We start from the raw sequence: 20,957 nt of genomic DNA on the forward strand, positions 1-20,957 counted from the left end.
CGGCGGGCCCGGTCTCGGCGGACCGTCCGCGGGCAGGACGGCGTCCGGCGCCTGGGGCCGTCCGGCTCCGGGCAGCACCGCGTCGGTGGAGCTCACTCGGCCTCTCCCCCTCCGGCCCGGGGCCTCGCGCCCCGGTCACGGACCACCGGCCGCGCGCCCGGTGGCCGTGCGCGGTGACCTGGCGCCCCGGCAGGGCGGTGACCCAGGGGGCGGGGGGCCTGCCGGCCGTCCCGCCACACCGATGTTCCCGTTCGGGACCCTACACCACTTCGGTCACTCAATGACACGCACACTCAACTTAGAGTAATGGCCCAGGGGTGGGGAATTGCGTCCGATTCCACCGAATCGGTCCGGTTGACGGGGGCGCGCACAAGGGGGCTCACGCAGCGCGCACGGGAGCACGCGGCAGCGCCCGCCCGGCACCGGCCACCGCGGCGGTACGCCGGGCGGGGCATCGGACGGGCGCACCCGACGGGAGCGGCCGACGGGCCGTCAGCGGGCGGCCGGGGCAAGGTCCTCGGGGAACAGCCGCAGCCGGTGGGCCAGCGCGGCCGCCTCGCCCCGGCCGGCCACCGCGAGCTTGCCGAGGATGTTGGAGACGTGCACGCTCGCGGTCTTCGGCGAGATGTACAGTTCCTCGGCGATCTGCCGGTTGGTGCACCCCCGGGCGAGCAATCGGAGCACGTCCCGCTCACGGGGGGTGAGGCCGAGGGATTCACCGGCCGGCAGTGCCGGAGCGGGCACCGGGCGGCCGGCGACGAGCGGGAGACCGGCCCGCGCGGCCAGCGCGTCGATCTCGGCCCGCAGTGCGGCGTCGGACCGGGCGGACGCCAGTTCCCGCGCCTCGCGCAGGAGTTCGGCACCGGATTCGCGGCGCCCGGCCAGCACCTCGGCCTCGCCGGCCCGCAGCAGCGCGACCGCCAGCGGGTACGGCAGCCCGGTCCGGCGCAGCGCCGCGACCGCGGTGGCCCACTGCTCGGGGGTGTCCGCCCCCTCGGCGCGGGCCAGTTCGGCCTCCAGCAGCCGGGCCCAGCCGTGGTGCAGCGGCACGGTCGGGGTCAGCCCGGCCGCCGTCGCGGCGATCCTGGCCAGCACCGCGGCCCGGCCCCGGTCGGCCTCGGGCAGGCCCCGGCTGTCGGCCTCGGCGGCGGCGCCGTCCACCAGCAGCGGGTAGAGGTCGGCGAGGTAGCCGCAGCGGAGGTCCTCGTCCAGGGCCGCGATCAGCTCGGCGCGGGCGTCCAGCGGACGGCCCGCCCCGGCGGCGACCCGCAGCGCCAGCCGCGCGATCGGGACGGAGTGCTGGAGCTGGCCGATCCGGTTGGCCGCCCTGGCCTGCGTCAGCATCGCGGCGGCGCCGGGCAGGTCGCCGCGGAGCAGGGCGATCTCGCCGCGCATCCGGTCCAGGAACTCGGCGTGGGTGCCGGTCACACCGATCAGCTGGCACTCGGCGAGCACCTGCTCGGCCTCGTCGACCCGCCCGAGGTCCATCAGCGCCTCGGCGAGGTTCCCGGTCAGGATGGCGCCGATGTTGCGCTGGAGGCCGTTGCCCCGGGCCGACTCCAGGCCCTCGCGGGCGAGTGCCGCCGCCTCCTCGGCCCGGCCGAGGCCGCGCTGCATCGAGGACAGGTTGTTGAGGCCGCGCAGCAGCACGTCGGGGGCGCCGATCCGCCGGGTGGCCTCCACCGCCGCGGTGAGCTGGGCGACCGCGGTCTCCGGGTCGGAGTCGAGGTCGTTGCGCAGCCCGCCGAGCGTCATCAGGGCGTGCTGCTCGACCGCGTCGGCGCCCACCTCGCGGGCGATCCGGACCGCCCGCTCGGCGAGTTCGACCAGCTCGGGCCGGGGGTTGGAGAGCATCCCGCTGCCCGCGGCGAGGGCGAGCACCTCGGCCTGGACGGCGGACGGCGGCAAGTGCTCGACCAGCCGCTGCGCGTACGCGATCTCCTCCTCGTCGCCGGAGCGGCGCAGGTGGCCGAGCATCCGGGCCCGGTTGATCCGGAACCAGGCGGCGCGGGCCGGGTGCTCGGTCTCGTCGACCAGCTTGAGCGCCCGCTTGGCCAGGCTCAGCCCGCGCTCGCGGTCCCCGCTGCGGCGGGCCGCGACCACCGCCTCGGCCAGCACGTCGATCAGGCAGAGCCGGTCGCAGCGCTCGTCGTGCCGGTCCACGTCGCAGGAGCAGGGCGGGTAGGTCTCGGCCCAGTCGTGCGGGCGCAGGGTGCCCGCCAGCACCTCCGCCGGGACCTCGTCCCAGAGCTCCAGGGCCCGTTCCAGCATCCGCAGCTGCTCGGCGAAGGCATTGCGCCGGCGGGCGGCCCTGGCGGCCTCCAGGGCGGTCGGCAGGGCCCGGGCCGGGTCGTGGGCGTGGTACCAGTAGTTGGCCAGCCGGGCGGGGCGGACGTCGGAGCCGACCAGGTGCGGATCGGCCTCCAGCGCGGCCGCGAAGCGCCGGTTGATCCGGTGCCGCTCGCCCGGCAGCAGGTCGTCCGAGACCGCCTCCCGGACCAGCGCGTGCCGGAACCGGTAGCCGTCGCCGTCGGTGTCCGGGCGCAGGATGTTGGCGCCGACCGCGACCCGGAGCGAGGCGATCAGCTCCTCCTCGTCCTCCAGGACGGCGGCCAGCAGGGCGTGCTCGACGTAGGAGCCGCCCTCGGCGGCAATCCGCAGCACCCGCTGGGTCTGCTCGTCCAGCGCCTCGACCCGGACCAGCAGCATGTCCCGGAGCGAGTCGGTGAGCCCGGCCGAGCAGCCCTCGCGGAAGGCGGTGGCCAGCTCCTCGACGAAGAAGGGGTTGCCCTCGGAGCGGCGGTGGATCCGGTCGACCAGCTCCCGGTCCGGGGCGGCGGTGCCGAGGATGCCGGCCAGCTGCGCGGCCACCTCGCCGGGCCCGAACCGCTCCAGCTCGGCCCGCTGCACGGTGCGCAGCCGCTCCAGCTCGGCCAGGAACGGCCGCAGCGGGTGGCGGCGGTGCAGGTCGTCGCTGCGGTAGGTGGCGACCAGCAGCACCCGGGCCCGGTGCAGGGTGCGGACCAGGTAGGCCAGCAGTTCCCGGGTGGAGCGGTCGGACCAGTGGAGGTCCTCGACGGCGAGCACGAGGGTACGGTCCGTGCCGAGCCGTTCGAACAGCCTCGCGGTGTGCTCGAACAGCCGGGCTCGTCCGTACTCGTCGTTGGGTTCGCCGTCGGCCTCGCCGAAGTCGGGCATCAGCCGGGCGAGATGACCCTCCATCCCGGCGGCGGCCGCCTCCAGCTCGGGACCCAGCCCCCGGTGCAGCCGGCGCAGCGCGGTGGCCAGCGGCGCGTAGGGCAGGCCCTCGGCGCCGATCTCCAGGCAGCCGCCGACGGTGGTGACCACGCCGTCGAGGCAGGCCTGGCGGAGGAACTCCTCCAGCAGCCGGGTCTTGCCGACGCCAGCCTCGCCACCGATCAGCACGGTCTGCGGCTGGCCGTCCCCGGCCCTGCGCATGGCGTCCAGCAGGACGGTGAGTTCCGGATCGCGGCCGACGAAGACGGGACTCACCGATATCTGCTGCATGGAGGCGAGCATGCCACAGAGGTCGGGTGCGCTCCGAGGGGTTATCCCGCCCCCTGGACGCCCGGAAGGGGAGGCGCACCCCCGTGGCGCCTCCCCTTCCGGTCCCTGCTCGGCACCTCGGTGCCGGTCCGTCAGCATTCGCGCGGACGGACGGCGCGCCGCTGCAGGCGGAAGCCCACGTTCGGACGCCAGCCGGTGCGCTTGGCACCCTTCGCCTCGAGGACCAGGCGCTCGTGCTGGGCCTGGGCCCGGAGTTCCAGTTCCTGCTGCTTGATGAGCTCGTACTCGATCACGGTGTTTCCCCTCGTGGGTTTCGGTGTCTCTCTCGTTCTGAGGTAAAGATTCCTCTCCCAGAGGGGGGCGCCGCATCGGCAGCCTGCCGGATGTTCCGGCCCCCTTCCGCCTTAGGCGAGGGGTCCCGGGTACGGCAAAGGCCCGGTCCTACCCCTTATGCAGGGTAAGACCGGGCCTCAGGCCACTAAGTAGCCCTAAGAACGCCTAAGACGCCTTGGAACCTCAGGCAGAAACGCCCAGCTTCTCAAGAATCAGATCCTTGACCCGGGCCGCGTCGGCCTGGCCGCGGGTGGTCTTCATGACCGCGCCGACCAGGGCGCCGACCGCGGCGACCTTGCCGTCGCGGATCTTGGCGGCGATCGCCTCGTTCTCGGCGATGGCCTGGTCCACGGCGGCACCGAGCGCGGAGTCGTCCGAGACCACGGCCAGGCCGCGCTGCTCGACGACCGCGTCCGGCTCGCCCTCGCCGGCCAGCACGGCCTCGATGACCTGGCGGGCCAGCTTGTCGTTCAGCTTGCCCTCGGCGACCAGCGCGGCCACCCGGGCGACCTGCGCCGGGGTGATCGGCTGCTCGGCCAGCTCGGTGCCGGTCTCGTTGGCCCGGCGGGCCAGCTCGCCCATCCACCACTTGCGGGCCTGGTCGGCCGGGGCGCCGGCGGCGATGGTCTCCTGGATCGGCTCGACGGCGCCGGCGTTCAGCACCGACTGCATGTCCTTGTCCGTCAGGCCCCACTCGGCCTGCAGCCGGGCCCGGCGCACCCGCGGCAGCTCGGGCAGCGCGGCGCGCAGCTCCTCCACCCAGGCGCGGGCCGGGGCGATCGGCACCAGGTCCGGCTCCGGGAAGTACCGGTAGTCCTCGGCGTTGTCCTTGATCCGGCCGGCGGTGGTGCTGCCGTCCTCCTCGTGGAAGTGCCGGGTCTCCTGGACGATCGTGCCGCCGTCGGTCAGCACCGTGGCGTGCCGCTGGATCTCGAAGCGGGCGGCCCGCTCCACGCTGCGCAGCGAGTTGACGTTCTTGGTCTCCGAGCGGGTGCCGAAGGTCTCGGTGCCGTTCGGACGCAGCGACAGGTTGACGTCGCAGCGCATCTGGCCCTTGTCCATCCGGGCCTCGGAGACGCCCAGCGAGCGGATGACCTCGCGCAGCTCGGCGACGTACGCCCGGGCGACCTCGGGGGCGCGCTCGCCGGCCCCCTCGATCGGCTTGGTGACGATCTCGATCAGCGGGATGCCGGCCCGGTTGTAGTCCAGCAGCGAGTGGGTCGCGCCGTGGATCCGGCCGGTCGCGCCACCGACGTGGCTGGACTTGCCGGTGTCCTCCTCCATGTGGGCGCGCTCGATCTCCACCCGGAAGGTCGAGCCGTCCTCCAGCTGCACGTCGAGGTAGCCGTTGAAGGCGATCGGCTCGTCGTACTGCGAGGTCTGGAAGTTCTTCGGCATGTCCGGGTAGAAGTAGTTCTTCCGCGCGAACCGGCACCACTCGGCGATCTCGCAGTTCAGCGCCAGGCCGATCTTGACGGCCGACTCCACACCGATCGCGTTGACCACCGGCAGCGAGCCCGGCAGGCCCAGGCAGGTCGGGCAGACCTGGCTGTTCGGCTCGGCGCCCAGCTCGGTCGAGCAACCGCAGAACATCTTGGTCTTGGTGCCCAGCTCGACGTGGACCTCCAGGCCCATCACCGGGTCGAACGACGCGAGCGCGTCCTCGTAGGAGACCAGGTTCTTGACGCTCACAGCGTCCCCTTCACTAAAAAGTCTTCGGTGGTGCGGGCCCGGCCCGCACGCGAGGGTGCGGGCCGGGGCCTCACGGGCTGGGTCAGCCCAGCAGGACGTCGTCGTCGCCGAGGCGGCGCAGCTCACGGACCAGCAGGGCGGTGCCGGTGACCAGGGCGGCGGCGCCGACCAGGGCGTTGACCAGCTTGAGGGTGTCGCTCTCGCCGCGGGCCTTGCGCACGTCCTTGACGATGGAGACCGCGCCGAAGGCGCTGGTGCCGATGGACAGCCAGAGCCCGGGCTTGGAGTGCTTCCACCCCTTCAGCGATGCCGACTGGGCCTTGGCGTTCTCGATCTTGCTCACAGTGCCGGTGCCTCCTCCAGCAGGGTGTGCCCCCACTTGTCGTTGAGTGCGGCCTCGACGGCGCCGCCCACGCGGTACAGGCGGTCGTCCGCCATCGCGGGTGCGATGATCTGCAGGCCGACCGGGAGATTGTCCTCCGGGGCCAGGCCCACCGGCAGCGACATGGCCGCGTTGCCCGCAAGGTTGGACGGAATCGTGCAAAGGTCGGCCAGATACATCGCCATCGGGTCGTCGGCGCGCTCGCCGATCGGGAAGGCGGTGGTCGGCGTGGTCGGCGAGACCAGCACGTCCACGCCGGCGAAGGCGGCGTCGAAGTCGCGGGAGATCAGCGTCCGCACCTTCTGGGCCGAACCGTAGTAGGCGTCGTAGTAGCCCGAGGACAGCGCGTAGGTGCCCAGGATGATGCGGCGCTTCACCTCGGGACCGAAGCCGGCCTCGCGGGTCATCGCGGTGACCTCCTCGGCCGAGCGGGAGCCGTCGTCGCCGACCCGCAGGCCGTAGCGCATCGCGTCGAAGCGGGCCAGGTTGGACGAGGCCTCGCTCGGGGCGATCAGGTAGTACGCCGGCAGCGCCAGGGTGAAGGACGGGCAGGAGACCTCGACGACCTCGGCGCCCAGCTCGCGCAGCAGCTCCACCGACTCGTCGAAGCGCTGCATCACGCCGGCCTGGTAGCCCTCGCCGGAGAACTCCTTCACCACGCCGATCCGCATGCCGCGCACGTCGCGCAGCTTCGCGGCCTCGACCACGGCCGGGACCGGCGCGTCGATCGAGGTGGAGTCCAGCGGGTCGTGGCCGGCGATCGCCTCGTGCAGCAGCGCCGCGTCCAGCACGGTGCGGGCGCACGGGCCGCCCTGGTCCAGGCTGCTGGAGAAGGCCACCAGGCCGTAGCGCGACACCGAGCCGTAGGTCGGCTTCACGCCGACGGTGCCGGTGACGGCGCCGGGCTGGCGGATCGAGCCGCCGGTGTCGGTGCCGATCGCCAGCGGCGCCTCGAAGGCGGCCAGCGCGGCGGCCGAACCGCCGCCGGAACCACCGGGGATCCGGGAGAGGTCCCAGGGGTTGCCGGTCGGGCCGTAGGCGGAGTTCTCGGTGGAGGAGCCCATCGCGAACTCGTCCATGTTGGTCTTGCCGAGGATGACCACGCCGGCGTCCTTGAGACGCGTGGTCAGGGTGGCGTCGTACGGCGGGATCCAGCCTTCGAGGATCTTCGAACCGCAGGTGGTCGGCACGCCCTTGGTGGTGAAGACGTCCTTCAGCGCGAGCGGGACGCCGGCCAGCGGGCCCAGCTCCTCGCCCTTGGCGCGCTTCTCGTCGACGGCCCGGGCGGCGCTCAGCGCGCCCTCGGTGTCGACGTGCAGGAAGGCGTTGACCTTCTTGTCGACGGCGCCGATGCGGTCCAGGTGCGCCTGGGCCACCTCGACGGCGGACACCTCGCCCTTGGCGACGGCGGCGGCGGTCTCGGCCGCGGTGTAACGGATGAGCTCGGTCATCGGTCAGTCCTCCCCGAGGATCTGGGGCACACGGAAACGCTGCTCCTCGGCGGCCGGGGCCCCGGCCAGCGCCTGGTCCGGGGTGAGCGACGGCCGGACCTCGTCCGCGCGCATGACGTTGGTCAGCGGCAGCGGGTGGGAGGTGGGCGGGACGTCCTGTCCGGCGACCTCGGAAACGCGGGCGACCGCGCCGATGATCACGTCGAGCTGCTCGGCGAAGTGGTCCAACTCTTCGGCCTGCAACTCAAGACGCGACAGCCGAGCGAGGTGGGCGACCTCCTCGCGCGTGATGCCAGGCATGCAGCGATCCTCAGGGTGAGTTCTGGTGAGGCCCGGATCCGCCTTCCGGCGGCGCCGGGCCCGGGCCGGGAACCGCCTGTCCGGCGCTCCCGTCCTCGTGGTCTGTGGTCCCCATCCTATGGGGCACGGCCCGGCCACCGGCCAACGACCGGCGGTGGGACCCGGTCACCCTCGCCGCGCGGCACCCTCACTGCGGGCGGGTCGGCGCCCAACTCTGCTGCTTGGGCGCCTGGATCTCCAGCTTCGCCGCCTGCGCCGCCTGGATCACCGGCGGCAGCACGGGCTGGATCGCGGGCGGCAGCCGGTCCGCGGCGGAGGAGAGCCGCTCCACCGGCGGGGCGCCGGTGCGGTGCACCCGCAGCCAGGCGGTGGCCTGCTCGGCCGGCAGCGCCGCCGACACCAGCCAGCCCTGCACCGCGTCCACGCCCATGCAGTTCAGCCGCTCCCAGGTCTCGTCGTCCTCGACGCCCTCGGCGACCACGGTCAGGCCGAGCGAGTGGGCCAGCTCGACCGAGCAGCGGACCACCGCCGCGTCGTGGTCGTCGGTCGCCATCCGGGAGACGAAGGAGCGGTCGATCTTCAGCTCGCCGACCGGCAGGCTGCGCAGCCGCACCAGCGAGGAGTGGCCGGTCCCGAAGTCGTCCAGGGACATCCCGACCCCGTAGCCGCGCAGCTCCGCCAGGGTGTCGGCGGCGCGGCGGGAGTCGTCCAGCAGCAGCCGCTCGGTGATCTCCAGCTGGAGCGCGTGGGCCGGCACCTGGTGGCGGACGAGGTGGCCGGCGACCCGCTGGGCGAAGCCGGGGTTGAGCACGTCGCGCGGCGAGACGTTCACCGCGACCTGCACCTGGAGGCCCTGCTCGCGCCAGCTGGCGAGCTGGCCGACGGCGGCCTCCAGCACGTAGTCGGTCAGCCGGGGCATCAGCCCGCTGGACTCGGCGAGGCCCACGAACTCGTCCGGGGAGACCCGGCCCTGCCCGGGGCGTTCCCAGCGCAGCAGCGCCTCCAGGCCGACCACCCGGCCGTCGAAGGCCACCTTGGGCTGGTAGTGCAGCTGGACCTCGCCGGTCTCCAGGGCCCGCCGCAGGTCGCCCAGCAGCCCGATCCGGTACGGGGTGTCGGCGTCCTGCGCCTCGTCGTACTGCTCGACCGAGGTGCGGCCGCGCTGCGCGTGCCCCATCGCCACGTCGGCGCGGCGCAGCAGCGACTCGGCGTCCTGGGCGTGCTGGGGGAAGACGCAGACGCCCGCGCTGGCCTCCAGCACCAGCAGCAGTCCGTCCAGGCGGATCGGGGCGGCCAGTTCGGCGATCAGCGCCTTGGCCACCTTCTCCAGCGAGTCGGGGCAGCCGATGCCGGGCAGCAGGACGGCGAACTCGTCGCCGCCCATCCGGGCCACCATCGGGCGGCCGCGGTAGTGCCGGGGCAGTCCGGCGAAGACGTCGTCGATGGACTCGCGGGTGGCGCTGCCGGAGGCCCCGCCGGAGCGCAGCGCCCGGTGCAGCCGGCGGGCGATGTGGACGAGCAGCCGGTCGCCGGCGGTATGGCCGAGGGTGTCGTTGAGCGACCGGAAGCGATCGAGGTCGAGCAGGATCAGACCGACGCTGTAGCCCTCGGTGTGCTCGGCGATCGCCTCCTGGGCGGCGAGGAGTAACGCCTGGCGGTTGGGCAGATCGGTCAGCGGGTCGGTGAGCTGGTCGCGCGCCCGGTCGCGGGCGATCCGCCAGGCCGCGACCAGGACGGCGAGCGGCACCGCGAACAGTGGCAGCAGCTCCGCCTCGTAGCGGTAGACCAGCACGGCCAGCGGGATGAGCGGCGCGGCGCCGGCCAGCAGCACGCCGAGCAGCAGGACCGCTCCCGCCACCCCCTGCGGCGGGCGTGTGGGCGCACCGCCGGTCGTACGATCCATAAGCCCAGTCCTCCGTCGGGCCCGCCCCGTCAGGCCGCCTAGCGGTGAGGCACCGTACCGGCGCCGGCAGCCTGCCGGGCATGGAGCGGCCCCGCGGAGTCCGGCTCGGCCGGTACCCCCACCCCTGCTGACACTCTGTTGCGCTCCAGGGTATGCGCGGCTTCACCCGACGGGCAGACTTTCGGACAACCGGACATACGCCACCGCGCGGGTGCCGCACAGTGTCACGATGCCCGCTATCACTGTGCGGCACCCGATGACGTTGCATCAGGACGATAACAAGCCGGATTCGGGGCTTCCGCGCGCGGGGTCAGCCCTCGGCGCCCTCCTCGACGGGCTCCGCGGCGGCCTCGGCGGCGGCCTCGGCGGCGTCCGGTGCCCCCACCTCGGGATCCTTCGCCGCGGCATCGCTCCCGCCGTCGTTCGTACCGTCCTCGGCGGTGTTCTCCGCGGCGTCCTCGGTGGTGTTCTTGGCGGCGGCCTTCTTCCGGGCCGGTGCCTTCTTCGCCGGCTCCTCCGGCGGCTCCGCCGGCAGCCCCAGGTGGACCCGGGCGGCGGCCGAACCCTGCTCCAGCAGGATCGTGAAGCCCGCGTCGTCGAGGACCGGCAGCCCCAGCTGAACGGCCTTGTCGTACTTCGACCCAGGATTGTCGCCCGCGACCACGAAGTGGGTCTTCTTCGACACCGAACCGGTCACCTTCGCACCCCGCGAGGTCAGCGCCTCCTTGGCGCCGTCCCGGGTGTGCCCGGCCAGCGTGCCGGTGACGACGATGGTCAGCCCCTCCAGCGGGCGCTCGCCCTCCTCCTCGGTGGCCTCCTCGGTGAAGCGGACCCCGGCCGCCCGCCACTTCTCGACGATCTCCCGGTGCCAGTCCACCTGGTACCACTCCACGATCGAGCGCGCGGTGCCCGCGCCGACCCCGTCGGTGGCGGCCAGCCGCTCCTCGCTCGCCGCGAAGATCGCGTCCAGGTCGCGGAACTCCCGGGCCAGGTCCTGGGCGGCGACCGGGCCGACGTGCCGGATCGAGAGGCCGTTGAGGAAGCGCCAGAGCGGGCGGTCCTTGGCCTTCTCGATGTTCTCCAGCATCAGTCCGGTGTTCTTCTTCGGCGCACCGGCGGTGGTGGCGAAGAAGAACACCTCCTTCTCCTCGCCGGTCTCGTCGTCCAGCTTCGGCATACCGGTCTTCTGGTCGCGCACCAGCACCCTGATCGGCAGCAGCCGCTCCACCGTCAGGCCGAAGATGTCGCCCTCGTTGCCCACCGGCGCCTCGGCCGGCGCCAGGGGCTGGGTCAGCGCGGTGGCGGCGACGTAGCCGAGGCCCTCGATGTCCAGCGCCGAGCGCCCGCCGAGGAAGGCGATCCGCTCCCGGATCTGGGCCGGGCAGAACTGGGCGTTGGGGCAGCGCAGATCGATGTCCCCCTCCGCCATCGGCCGCAGTCCGGTGCCGCACTCGGGGCAGTGCGAGGGCATCACGAACGCCTGCTCGCTGCCGTCCCGCAGGTCGTACACCGGGCCGAGGATCTCCGGGATCACGTCGCCGGCCTTGCGCAGCACCACGGTGTCGCCGAGCAGGACGTCCTTGGCCTTGACCACGTCCTGGTTGTGCAGGGTCGCGTACTGCACCATCGAACCGGCCACCTTCACCGGCTCGGCCAGCACCGCGTACGGGGTGGCCCGGCCGGTGCGGCCGATCCCGACCTTGATCGCGGCGAGCTTCCCGGTGACCTCCTCCGGCGGGTACTTCCAGGCGATCGCCCAGCGCGGGGACTTCGAGGTGGAGCCGAGCCGGCCCTGCAGGGCGATCTCGTCCACCTTGACGACCACGCCGTCGATCTCGTGCTCGACCGAGTGCCGCTGCTCGCCGAAGTGCGCGATGAACTCCCGCACCTCCGCCAGCGTGCCGACCACCCGGTTGTGCCGGGCGGTGGGCAGGCCCCAGCCGCGCAGCAGGTCGTAGGCGTGCGACTGGTTGTCGATGTCGAAGCCGACCCGGGCGCCGATGCCGTGCACCACCATCCGCAGCGGGCGGGAGGCGGTGATCAGCGGGTCCTTCTGGCGCAGCGAGCCGGCCGCGGCGTTCCTCGGGTTCATGAACAGCCGGATCATCGCCCGGGGCCGCTTGCCCTCCTTGGCGCGCTCCTCGTTCTCCAGCCGGCGGCGCTCGTTCTCCTCCGCGAAGGAGGCGTTGAGCGCCTCGAAGGCCTCGGTCGGGAAGTAGACCTCGCCGCGGATCTCGACCAGCTCGGGCACGTCCTCGCCGGTGAGCCGGTGCGGGATCTCCTCGATGGTGCGGACGTTGGCGGTGATGTCCTCGCCGACCCGGCCGTCGCCCCGGGTCGCCGCCTGCGTCAACCGGCCGTTCTCGTAAGTGAGGTTGACGGCCAGGCCGTCCACCTTGAGCTCGCACAGGTAGTGGTACTCGATCCCGGCCAGCTCGCCGGCGACCCGCTCGGCCCAGGCCGCGAGCTCCTCGTCGTCCATCGCGTTGTCCAGGCTGAGCAGCCGCTCCCGGTGCTCGACCGGGGCGAACAGCAGGGTCGGCGCGCCGCCGACCCGCTGCGTGGGCGACTCCGGGGTGACCAGGGCGGGGTGCTCCGCCTCCAGCCCCTCCAGCTCGCGCATCAGCGCGTCGAACTCGGCGTCGCTGACGACCGGCGCGTCCTGCTCGTAGTAGCGGGCCCGGTGGTCCGTGATCTCGGCGGCCAGCTCGGCGTGCCGCTTGCGCACCTCCGCCGGAACGTCCTCCCAGCCCTCGACAGCCACCACCGCAAGCCCTCCGTCAATCTCTCATTCCGGGTTGTCCACCAGGCTCCTGGCCGCGTTCACACTGAGTGACAGCGCCCGGCGCGCGTGGTCCGGGGATGCCCCGGCCAGCCCGCAGGTCGGCGTCACCAGTACACGGCGGCCGAGCAGCTCCGGGGCGAACCCGAGCCTGCGCCACAACGCCCTGACACCCTGGACACTACCGGCCGGGTCCGACAGTGCCGTTGATTGAGCGAGCGCCCGCTCGGTGGAGGGGACGACGCCCGCGAGGATCACGGTGCCCGCGTCGACCGCCTCGCCGAACTCCTCGTCCTCACGCTCGGTCAGCAGCGAGAAGTCCAGCGAGACACCGGCGACCCCGGCCCGGCGCAGCAGCGGCAGCGGCACCCGGGGCGCGCAGCAGTGCACCACCACGGGTGCGTCCAGGGCGCCGATCACGTTTCGCAGCGCCTCCTCGGCGAGCTGCCGGTCGACGGAGCGCAGCCGCTGGAACCCGCTCGCCGTCCGCACCTCGCCGGACAGCACGGCGGGCAGCGAGGGCTCGTCGAGCTGGAGCACCAGCTCCGCCCCGGGCACCCGGCGGCGGACCTCGGCGAGGTGGCGGCGCAGGCCCTCGGTGAGCGAACCGGCGATGTCCCGGCAGGCGCCGGGGTCGGCGAGCGCCTTCTCGCCGTACTTGAGCTCGATCGAGGCGGCCAGCGTCCACGGGCCCACCGCCTGCACCTTCAGCGCGCCGGTGTACCCCTGGGTGAACTCCTCCATCGCGTCGAGGTCCTCGCCCAGCCAGGAGTGCGCCCGCCGGGTGTCCCGGCCCGGACGGTCGGCGAACCGCCAGCCGCTCGGCTCGGTCTGCGCGAACAGCTCGACCAGGAGGCCGGCGGAACGGCCGATCATGTCGGCGCCCGGCCCGCGGGCGGGGAGTTCGGGGAGGAACGGCAGGTGCTCCAGCGCGCCGGTGGAGGTCCGGGCGGCCTCCCGGGCGTCGGTGCCGGGCAGCGATCCGACGCCGGTGGCGGCGCCGACCAGGTCGGGGAAGGGAAGTCCGTTGCTCACGGCCGAAGCCTATGGGGTCGGGAACGCCGACGGCCCCGGCACCGGGCGCGGGGCTCGGTGACGGGGCCGTCGGTGCCGGGTCCCGGCGGCAGTGCCGCCGGGACCCGGGGGCTCAGTAGCTCTGGGTCCCGAAGAGGTCCACGATGATGTGGACAGGTGCGGCGCTCGCGTTGCGGATGGTGATGTGGCCCTCGTTCACCTTCACCACCACCTGGTTGGCGACGGTCTCCCCGGCCTGGAAGTTGAGGTTGGAGACGGCCGGCATGAGCTCGTTGCCCGGGTAGACGATCAGGTGGCCGTCGGTGCCGGGCTCGGTGACGGTGACGTTGAGGGTCGCCGCGGCGATGTTCGGCGCGTAGATCTCGACGTCCAGCGCGTCGAAGGCCCCGACAGTTCCGGCCGGGCGCAGGCAGCACTCGGTGCGGACGTCCTCGCGGGTGTCCATGGCCCGCCAGGGGCTGTTCGGGGTGAAGGTCAGCCTGCCCTCGGCGCTGTAGTAGCCGGCCAGGTCCGCGATCAGGTGCACGGTGCCGCCGGAGGAGTTGTAGAACGACACCTTGCCGTCCTTCACCGGCACGGTGACCAGGTTGGGGACGGTCCGGCCGGCCGTCCAGTTGAGGCTGGAGGTCTGCGTCAGCGCGGTGCCGTGCGGGTAGACCCGGAGGTGGCCGTCCTCGCTCGGGTCGGTCACGGTGACGTTCATCGTCACGGCCGTCACCCCGTCCAGGGGCGCCCCGCCCTCACCGGCGACCTTGAGCTCCACCGTGCCGCCCGCAGGAACGGCCTCTGTACCGGGGACGCCGACGGCCTCCCGGGTGTCCAGCAGCCGGGACGGGCTGAGCGGGTGGAAGAGGTCGCCCTTGGCGCCGTAGTAGCCGGCCAGGTCGGCGATCACCTGCACGGTGCCGCCGGAGTGGTTGTAGAACGACACCTTGCCGTCCTTCACCGGGACGGTCACCTGGTTGGCGAGGGTCCGGCCGGCCGTCCAGTTGAGGTTGGAGGTGTCCGGGCGCTCCTCGCCGTGCGGGTAGACCCGGAGGTGGCCGTTGTCGGTCGGCCCGGTCACCGTGACGTTCATCGTCACGGCCGTCACGCCGCTCGCCGGGATGCCGGCCACCCCGGCGACCTGGAGGTCCACCTGGCCGAAGGCCGGGACGGCCTCGGTACCGGGGACGCCGACGGCCTCCCGGGTGTCCAGCAGCCGGACCGGGCCGGCGGGGGTGAAGACGCTGCCGAAGTCGCCGTGCTCATTGGCGCCGCGGTCCCGGTAGCCCTTGCCGGTACCGGTGTTGGGCACCGTCGGGTCGTCGAGGGGGCCCTCTCCGATGGCATCCACCGGAAGCATGCCGGGGGCGTTCTCGTCGGCCGAGTCGATGGACACGGCCTGGGGTCCGTCCGGGGTGCGGGGCTCGTAGATCTTCGCCACGAAGTCGTGGGCGCCCTGGCCGGTGCCTGCGGTGAACTCGGGCCTGGTCGGGTACTCCGTACCGGCCCAGCGGTAGGGCACGCCGCCGCTGCGCGGATCGACGACGTTGTAGTCCACGATCGTGCCGGCGGTCGCGGTCGGGGCGACGCCGATGCCGGTCGCCGCCGCGGTGTCGGCACAGCGCTCGTTCTGCGACCGCGCGGTGTTGACCAGGTTGTTCTCGACCACCGCACCGGCCGAGGCCCCGTCCAGCGCGATGCCCGTGGCGCACTCGGCGTGGATCGTGTTGCTGACCACGACCGTGCCGGGCGCGCCGTCGACCAGGACCGAGGCCGGGGACTGGTATCCGGGGAAGACCGTGTTGGTGGTGAGCACCGTCCCGGTGGAGCCACCGTCGACGGTGATCCCCGGACGACCGTAGTTACCGTTCACGTTGCCGCGGGCGAAGGTGACCTGGCGGGAGCCGTTGGTGATCCACAGCCTGCCGTAGGCGCCGACATCGGTGAACTTCACCCGGTTCGCGCCGTCGACCACCAGGCTCGCCGCCGGTGAATTGGTGACCACGTCCAGGTGCTCGAACTCGACGAACTCGGCGCCCCGGACGGTGATGCCCTTCGACGGGGTCTCCGCGGCACCGATCATCACCGATCCGTGGGTCATGACGTCATGGGGCTTGCCGCGGAAGACGATCGGCGCACCCTGCCGACCGGAGCGCGTGAACACGAGCTCCTCGGGATAGACGCCCCAGGCGATCTCCACCGTCTGTCCGGCGGAGGCGACGGCCGCGGCGGCCGCCACGGTGCAGAAGGGCTGGGCCGCGCTGCCGCCGCCGGAGTCGCTGCAGTTGGCGCCGGGCGCGCGGTCGACGTGGAGCGTCCCGGCGGCGGCGGAGGCGCCGCCCGTCGTGACGGCGGGCAGCCCGATCGTCGCGACCAGCGTCAGGCCGGCGGCCAGCGCGGTACGGGTTCTGGACATGCGGGATCTGGCGATGTCTTTCGACACGGTAATTCCCCCTGTGAGTCGCGGCCGGAGGCCGCGGTTCCGGCCCTGCGCACCGAGCGGAGGTGGAGGGCGTACGGATCATTCCACAGGGTGGCCGACGCGTCATCAGGTGTCCCACCGGTACGGCCCCGTACCGGGCGGGAGGCTCGGTACGGGGCCGCCGGAGGGTACGGACCGGGTGACGGTCAGTAGCTCTCGCTGCCGCTGGAGTCGACCACGAGGTGCACCGGCGCCCCGCTCGCGTTGTGGAGCACGACCGAGCTACCGGCCGGGTTGACCGGGACCACGGCCTGGTTGGCGACGGTCTGCCCGGCCTCGAAGTTGAGCGTCGAGGTGTCCGGGACCGGGCCGACGCCGGAGTACGCCGTGAGGTGGCCCGCGGCGCCCGGCTCGGTCACCGTGATGTTGAGGGTCGCCGCGGCCGGGAAGCTCGCCCCGGTCGCGAAGAGGGTCAGGGAGCCCCAGGCCGGGACGGTGCCCGCCGGGCGGTAGTAGGGACGCCCCCAGTCCAGGCGGGTGTCCATGACCCGGGTCGGCCCGCCCGGGTAGAACGCGATCCGGCCCTCGGCGCCGTGGTAGCCCACCAGGTCCGCGATCAGGTTCACCGTGCCGCCGGAGCGGTTGTAGAACGACACCTTGCCGTCCTTCACCGGCACCGTCACCAGCGCGGCCACGGTCCGGCCGGCCGTCCAGTTGAGGTTCGAGGTGTCCGGCGCCGCGCCACCGTGCGGGTAGACCGTCAGATGGCCGTCGTCACCCGGGTCGGTCACGGTCACGTTGACCGTCACCGCCGTCACGCCGGTCGACGGCACCCCGGCCGCGCCGGCCAACTGCAGCTCCAGCGTCCCGTTCGGCGCGACCGGCCGGGCCGACGGCACCCCGACCGGCGCCCTGGTGTCCAGCACCCGGGTCGGGCCCTGCGGGTGGAAGAGGTCGCCCCTCGGGCTGTAGTAGCCCGCCAGGTCCGCGATCACGTGCACGGTGCCGCCGGAGTGGTTGAAGAACGACACCTTGCCGTCCTTCACCGGCACCGTCACCTGGTTCGGGACCGTCCGGCCCGCGACCCAGTTCAGGGTGGAGGCGCCCGGCCGGTCCTGGCCGTGCGGGTACACCGTGAGGTCGCCGTCCTGCGTCGGCCCGGTGGCCGTCACGGTCATCGTCACGGCGGTGACACCGGTCGCCGGGACCCCGGCCACCCCCGTGACCGCCAGGTCGAGCGTCCCCCCGGCCGGCACCGCCTGCGCGGACGGCACCCCGATCGGCGCCCGGGTGTCCAGCAGCCGCACCGGGCCCGCGGGTGTGTACGCGCTGCCCACGTCGAGGAACTCCTGCGAGCCCCGGTCCCGAGTGCCGTGGCCGGTACCGGTGTTGGGCAGCGTCGGGTCGTCCACCGGGGTCCTGCCCTGGCGGTCGGTGGCGAGCATGCCGGGGGCGTTCTCGTCGGCCGAGTCGATCAGGTGGTTGAGCGGCCGGTCCGGCCCCCGCCAGAAGGTCGTCGGCGACACGAAGTCGTGCGCGCCCTGACCGCTGGCCGCCGTGAACGACGGCTGGTCGGCGTACTCGGCACCGGCCCACTTGTACGGTGCGCCGCCGCTGCGCGGGTCGACGACGTTGTAGTCCGCCCTCGTCCCGGCGACGGCGCTCGCGGCGACCGTGATGCCGGTCGCCATGTAGCTCCAGGTGTCGCACGGCGAATCGATGTCGCGCCCCGCGTTGACCGCGTTGTTCTCGACCGTGGCCCCGCCCGAGGCGCCGGTCAGCACGATGCCCGGGGAGCAGGACCCGAGGGTGCTGTTGGCGACCACCACGGTGTTCGGGGCGCTGTCGACCAGGACGGCCGGGTGGTCCTCGCCGGTGCTGGAGACGATGTTGTTCGTGCTGACGACGGTCCCGGTCGAACCGCCGTCCACCGTGACGACCGGCCCCTGCGCGCCCCGGAGGTTGGCCCGGGCGTAGCGGACCCGCTCGGAGCCGCCGGTGACCCGCACGCCGGTGCCGCCGCTTCCGCTGACCCCGGTGAACGAGACGTCCCGCGCCCCGTCGGCCAGCACGACCGGCCGTCCGGCCGCCGCCTCGACCTCCAGGTAATCGAACACGACGTAGCGGGCGCCCCGGACGGTGAGGCCGCCGCCGGGGTGGGCCGAGGAGCCGATCACGGCGCTGCCGCCGTAGCCCGGTTCGTACGGCGACGGGCCGCGGAAGGTGATCGGCGCCCCGGCCGTACCGGAGCGGGTGATCGTCAGATCGGTCTCCTCGTACTCGCCCCTGGCGATCTCGACCGTCTGCCCCGGCCCGGCCACCGCCGCCGCGGCGGCGACATGGCAGTACGGGACGCTCCGGGTGCCGGGGCCGCCGTCGGCGCAGCCGGCCGCGGTGTTGTCGACGTAGAGCGTGGTGACGGCGGCCTGCGCACCGCCCGCGCCGACGGCCGGCAGGCCGACCGCCCCGAGCAGTGTCGCGCCGACGACCAGCGAGGTTCGGATTCTCGTTCGGATTCCGGTTCGGACTCTGTGCATGGCACTCCCCCTGACGGGCCCGGGGCCCGTTGTCGTGTCCCGTCCTCCGGTCCCGGTGGGCCCCGGAGGACGCACGGATGATGCCACGGGCGGCCGCCCCCGAACCGCGGAGGCCGGCACTCCACCCGCACGCCCCGGGCACGGCCGCGGCCCCGGTGCCGAGCACGGATGCTCGGCGCCGGGGCCGCGGGGTGGGGCGGGGTGGGACCGGTCAGTAGCGCTCGACGCCGTAGCGGTCGACCACGAGGTGCAGCGGCGCGCCGCTGGCGTTGTAGAAGGTGACCTGGTCGCTGCCGTTCTTCATCGGCACCACGACCTGGTTGGCGACGGTGTCGCCGGGCGCGAAGTTGAGGACGGACGTGTCGTTCGGGCTGCCCGCCGAGTACGCCTTGAGATGCCCCGCGGCGCCCGGCTCGGTCACGGTGACGTTCAGGGTCACGTCGGCCGGGTAGCTGCCCCAGGCCGGGTAGACGGTGACGGAACCCCAGGCCGGAACGACAGCCGGCAAGCGGTACTGCGGGCGGCTCCAGTACTCCCGGGTGTCCATGATCCGCGACGGGCCGGAGGGGTAGAACGCGGCCCGCCCGTCGGCGCCGTAGTGGCCGGCCAGGTCGGCGACCAGGTGCACGGTCCCGCCGGAGTGGTTGTAGAACGACACCTTGCCGTCCTTCACCGGCACCGTCACCAGGCCGGCCACGGTCCGGCCCGCCGTCCAGTTCAGGTTCGAGGTGTTCGGCGCGGCGTCACCGTGCGGGTAGACGGTCAGGTGCCCCTCCTGCTCCGGCTCGGTGACCGTCACGTTCATCGTCACGGCCGTGGCCCCGGCCGCGCCCGCGACCGGCAGCTCCAGCGTGCCGAAGGCCGGGACGGCCTGGACCTGCGGCACCCCGATCGGCTCCCGGGTGTCCAGCACCCGGACCGGGTCCTGCGGCTGGAAGAGGGCACCCTTGGTGCTGTAGTAGCCCGCCAGGTCCGCGATCACGTGCACGGTGCCGCCGGAGTGGTTGTAGAACGACACCTTGCCGTCCTTCACCGGCACCGTCACCTGGTTCGGGACCGTCCGGCCCGCGACCCAGTTCAGGGTGGAGGTGGTCGCCCTCTCGTCGATCATCGAGGAGGGACTCGACCAGGCGTAGCCGAACGGGCGCACCGCGAGGTCGCCGTCCCGCGTCGGCTCGGTCGCGGTGACGGTCATCGTCACGGCCGTCACACCGTTGGCCGGCACCCCGGCCACGCCCGTGACCGGCAGGTTGATCGTCTCCCCCGGCGCCACGGCCCGCGCCTGCGGGACCCCGATCGCCTCCCGGGTGTCCAGCAGCCGCACCGGGCCCACCGGCGTGTACGCGCTGCCGCCGGTCCGGTCCTCGTACGCGCCCCGGTCGCGGATTCCGCTGCCGGTGCCGGTGTTGGGCACCGTCGGGTCGTCCTGCGCCGTGTTCCCCTTGAGGTCGACGGTCAGCATGCCGGGCGCGTTCTCGTCGGCCGAGTCGAACTGGTGCTTGGGCGCGTCGGGGCGGTTCCGCGCGTCCCTGGACGTGGGTTCGACGAAGTCGTGGGCGCCCTGTCCGCTGGCCGCCGTGAAGGCCGCCCGGTCCGTGTAGCCGGTGCCGGCCCAGTCGTAGGCGGGCGACCCGCTGCGCGAGTCGACCACGTTGTAGTCGAGCTTCAGACCGGCCGTGGCGCTCCGGTCGACGGTGATGCCGACGGCCGGGGTGCCGGCGTCGCACCGGTCGCCGCGCTCGTTCACGGTGTTGATGACGTTGTTCTCGACCGTGGTGCCGGCGGAGGCGCCGGTCAGGACGAGGCCCTTCGAGCAGTCCCCGAGGGTGTTGCTCACGACGACGGTGCCCGGGGCGCCGTCGACCCGGACGGAGCCGGCCGTGTTGGTGCTGAGCAGGGTCCCGGTCGAGCCGCCGTCCACCGTGACGTCGGAGAGGCCGCTGCGGACGGCACTGACCCGCTCGGAGCCGTTGGTGATCCGCAGCGCCGGGCCGCCGGCCAGGCCGACCTCCGAGAAGGACACGTCGCGCGAGCCGTCGACGACGACGGCCGCGGCCTGCGGTCCGGTCGTGACCTTCAGCAGCTCGAACCGGACGTACTGGGCCCCCTTGACGGTGAGCCCCCCGCTGGGCTTGTCGGAGGTGCCGAGGTAGGCCCAGCCCGAGTTGTACGGCGCGGGCTGTCCGGGCGTCGGGCCGCGGAAGGTGATCGGCGCCCCGGCCGCGCCCGAGTGGTCGACGGTCACCGGCTCGACGTAGATGCCGTCGGCGATCTGGACCGTCTGACCGGGCCGGGCGGCGGCGGCCGCGGCGGCCACCGTGCAGTAGGGCTGGGCCTGGGTGCCCGCGCCGTCGTCGGCGCAGGCGGCGTTGGCCGAGTTGTTGACGTAGAGCGTGCCGACCGCCGCCTGCGCGCCGCTCGCGCCGACGGCCGGCAGGCCGACCGTCCCGAGCAGTGACGCGCCGACGGCCAGCGCGGTGCGAAGTCTGGACATGCAATCCCCCTGACAGGCAGACAGCCTGACGATGCATCCGTCCCACGACCGGATGGGCCGGGGACGAACGGATGATCGCACACCCGGGTATCACCCGGGCAACGGGGGGTCGC

The 20,957-nt window shown here is 73.4% G+C and carries 12 protein-coding genes; all 12 read right to left on the reverse strand.

Annotation, left to right across the window (positions count from 1 at the left end):
* Nucleotides 1–492 precede the first annotated feature (492 nt).
* Entirely contained in the window at nt 493–3,528 is a 3,036-nt protein-coding gene (locus tag BI06_RS16425; RefSeq protein WP_233290165.1) for a helix-turn-helix transcriptional regulator, read from the reverse strand.
* A 131-nt stretch (nt 3,529–3,659) separates the two neighbouring features.
* Nucleotides 3,660–3,821, reverse strand: coding sequence for a hypothetical protein (locus BI06_RS50820; protein WP_157855185.1), 162 nt, complete (start codon nt 3,819–3,821; stop codon nt 3,660–3,662).
* 223 nt (nt 3,822–4,044) lie between these two features.
* A complete protein-coding gene (gatB, locus tag BI06_RS16430) occupies nt 4,045–5,553 on the reverse strand; it encodes an Asp-tRNA(Asn)/Glu-tRNA(Gln) amidotransferase subunit GatB (protein WP_030392702.1) in 1,509 nt (502 codons plus the stop codon).
* Nucleotides 5,554–5,635: 82 nt separating this feature from the next.
* Nucleotides 5,636–5,896 (reverse strand): hypothetical protein, encoded by a 261-nt coding sequence (locus BI06_RS16435; RefSeq protein ID WP_369826134.1) that lies wholly within the window; start codon nt 5,894–5,896, stop codon nt 5,636–5,638.
* Nucleotides 5,893–7,386: an Asp-tRNA(Asn)/Glu-tRNA(Gln) amidotransferase subunit GatA gene (gene gatA, locus BI06_RS16440; RefSeq protein ID WP_043468808.1), complete on the reverse strand. Its 1,494-nt coding sequence runs from the start codon at nt 7,384–7,386 to the stop codon at nt 5,893–5,895. The genes BI06_RS16435 and gatA overlap by 4 nt, the downstream gene beginning before the upstream one ends.
* A 3-nt stretch (nt 7,387–7,389) precedes the next feature.
* Nucleotides 7,390–7,686 (reverse strand): Asp-tRNA(Asn)/Glu-tRNA(Gln) amidotransferase subunit GatC, encoded by a 297-nt coding sequence (gene gatC, locus BI06_RS16445; protein WP_030302932.1) that lies wholly within the window; start codon nt 7,684–7,686, stop codon nt 7,390–7,392.
* Nucleotides 7,687–7,873: 187 nt separating this feature from the next.
* Nucleotides 7,874–9,589, reverse strand: coding sequence for a bifunctional diguanylate cyclase/phosphodiesterase (locus BI06_RS16450; protein WP_078879796.1), 1,716 nt, complete (start codon nt 9,587–9,589; stop codon nt 7,874–7,876).
* 310 nt (nt 9,590–9,899) lie between these two features.
* On the reverse strand, nt 9,900–12,353 hold the full coding sequence (gene ligA / locus BI06_RS16455) for an NAD-dependent DNA ligase LigA (RefSeq protein ID WP_233290214.1): 2,454 nt from the start codon (nt 12,351–12,353) through the stop codon (nt 9,900–9,902).
* Nucleotides 12,354–12,377: 24 nt separating this feature from the next.
* Nucleotides 12,378–13,406: a methionine synthase gene (locus tag BI06_RS16460; protein WP_233290166.1), complete on the reverse strand. Its 1,029-nt coding sequence runs from the start codon at nt 13,404–13,406 to the stop codon at nt 12,378–12,380.
* Nucleotides 13,407–13,518: 112 nt separating this feature from the next.
* Entirely contained in the window at nt 13,519–15,807 is a 2,289-nt protein-coding gene (locus BI06_RS45500) for a right-handed parallel beta-helix repeat-containing protein (RefSeq protein ID WP_063794977.1), read from the reverse strand.
* 212 nt (nt 15,808–16,019) lie between these two features.
* A complete protein-coding gene (locus BI06_RS16470; protein ID WP_043468813.1) occupies nt 16,020–18,350 on the reverse strand; it encodes a hypothetical protein in 2,331 nt (776 codons plus the stop codon).
* Nucleotides 18,351–18,561: 211 nt separating this feature from the next.
* On the reverse strand, nt 18,562–20,844 hold the full coding sequence (locus tag BI06_RS16475; protein ID WP_043468816.1) for a right-handed parallel beta-helix repeat-containing protein: 2,283 nt from the start codon (nt 20,842–20,844) through the stop codon (nt 18,562–18,564).
* Between the last annotated feature and the right edge of the window lie 113 nt (nt 20,845–20,957).

The sequence above is a fragment of the Kitasatospora sp. MBT66 genome (assembly GCF_000710405.2).
Taxonomy (GTDB): Bacteria; Actinomycetota; Actinomycetes; order Streptomycetales; family Streptomycetaceae; genus Kitasatospora; species Kitasatospora purpeofusca.

Bases quoted from the DNA above. Each gene is read 5' to 3' on its own strand.
- BI06_RS16425 (WP_233290165.1), bottom strand. From the start codon at position 3,528: ATGCAGCAGATATCGGTGAGTCCCGTCTTCGTCGGCCGCGATCCGGAA.
- gatA (WP_043468808.1), bottom strand. From the start codon at position 7,386: ATGACCGAGCTCATCCGTTACACCGCGGCCGAGACCGCCGCCGCCGTC.
- gatC (WP_030302932.1), bottom strand. From the start codon at position 7,686: ATGCCTGGCATCACGCGCGAGGAGGTCGCCCACCTCGCTCGGCTGTCG.
- BI06_RS16450 (WP_078879796.1), bottom strand. From the start codon at position 9,589: ATGGATCGTACGACCGGCGGTGCGCCCACACGCCCGCCGCAGGGGGTG.
- BI06_RS45500 (WP_063794977.1), bottom strand. From the start codon at position 15,807: ATGTCCAGAACCCGTACCGCGCTGGCCGCCGGCCTGACGCTGGTCGCG.
- BI06_RS16470 (WP_043468813.1), bottom strand. From the start codon at position 18,350: ATGCACAGAGTCCGAACCGGAATCCGAACGAGAATCCGAACCTCGCTG.
- BI06_RS16475 (WP_043468816.1), bottom strand. From the start codon at position 20,844: ATGTCCAGACTTCGCACCGCGCTGGCCGTCGGCGCGTCACTGCTCGGG.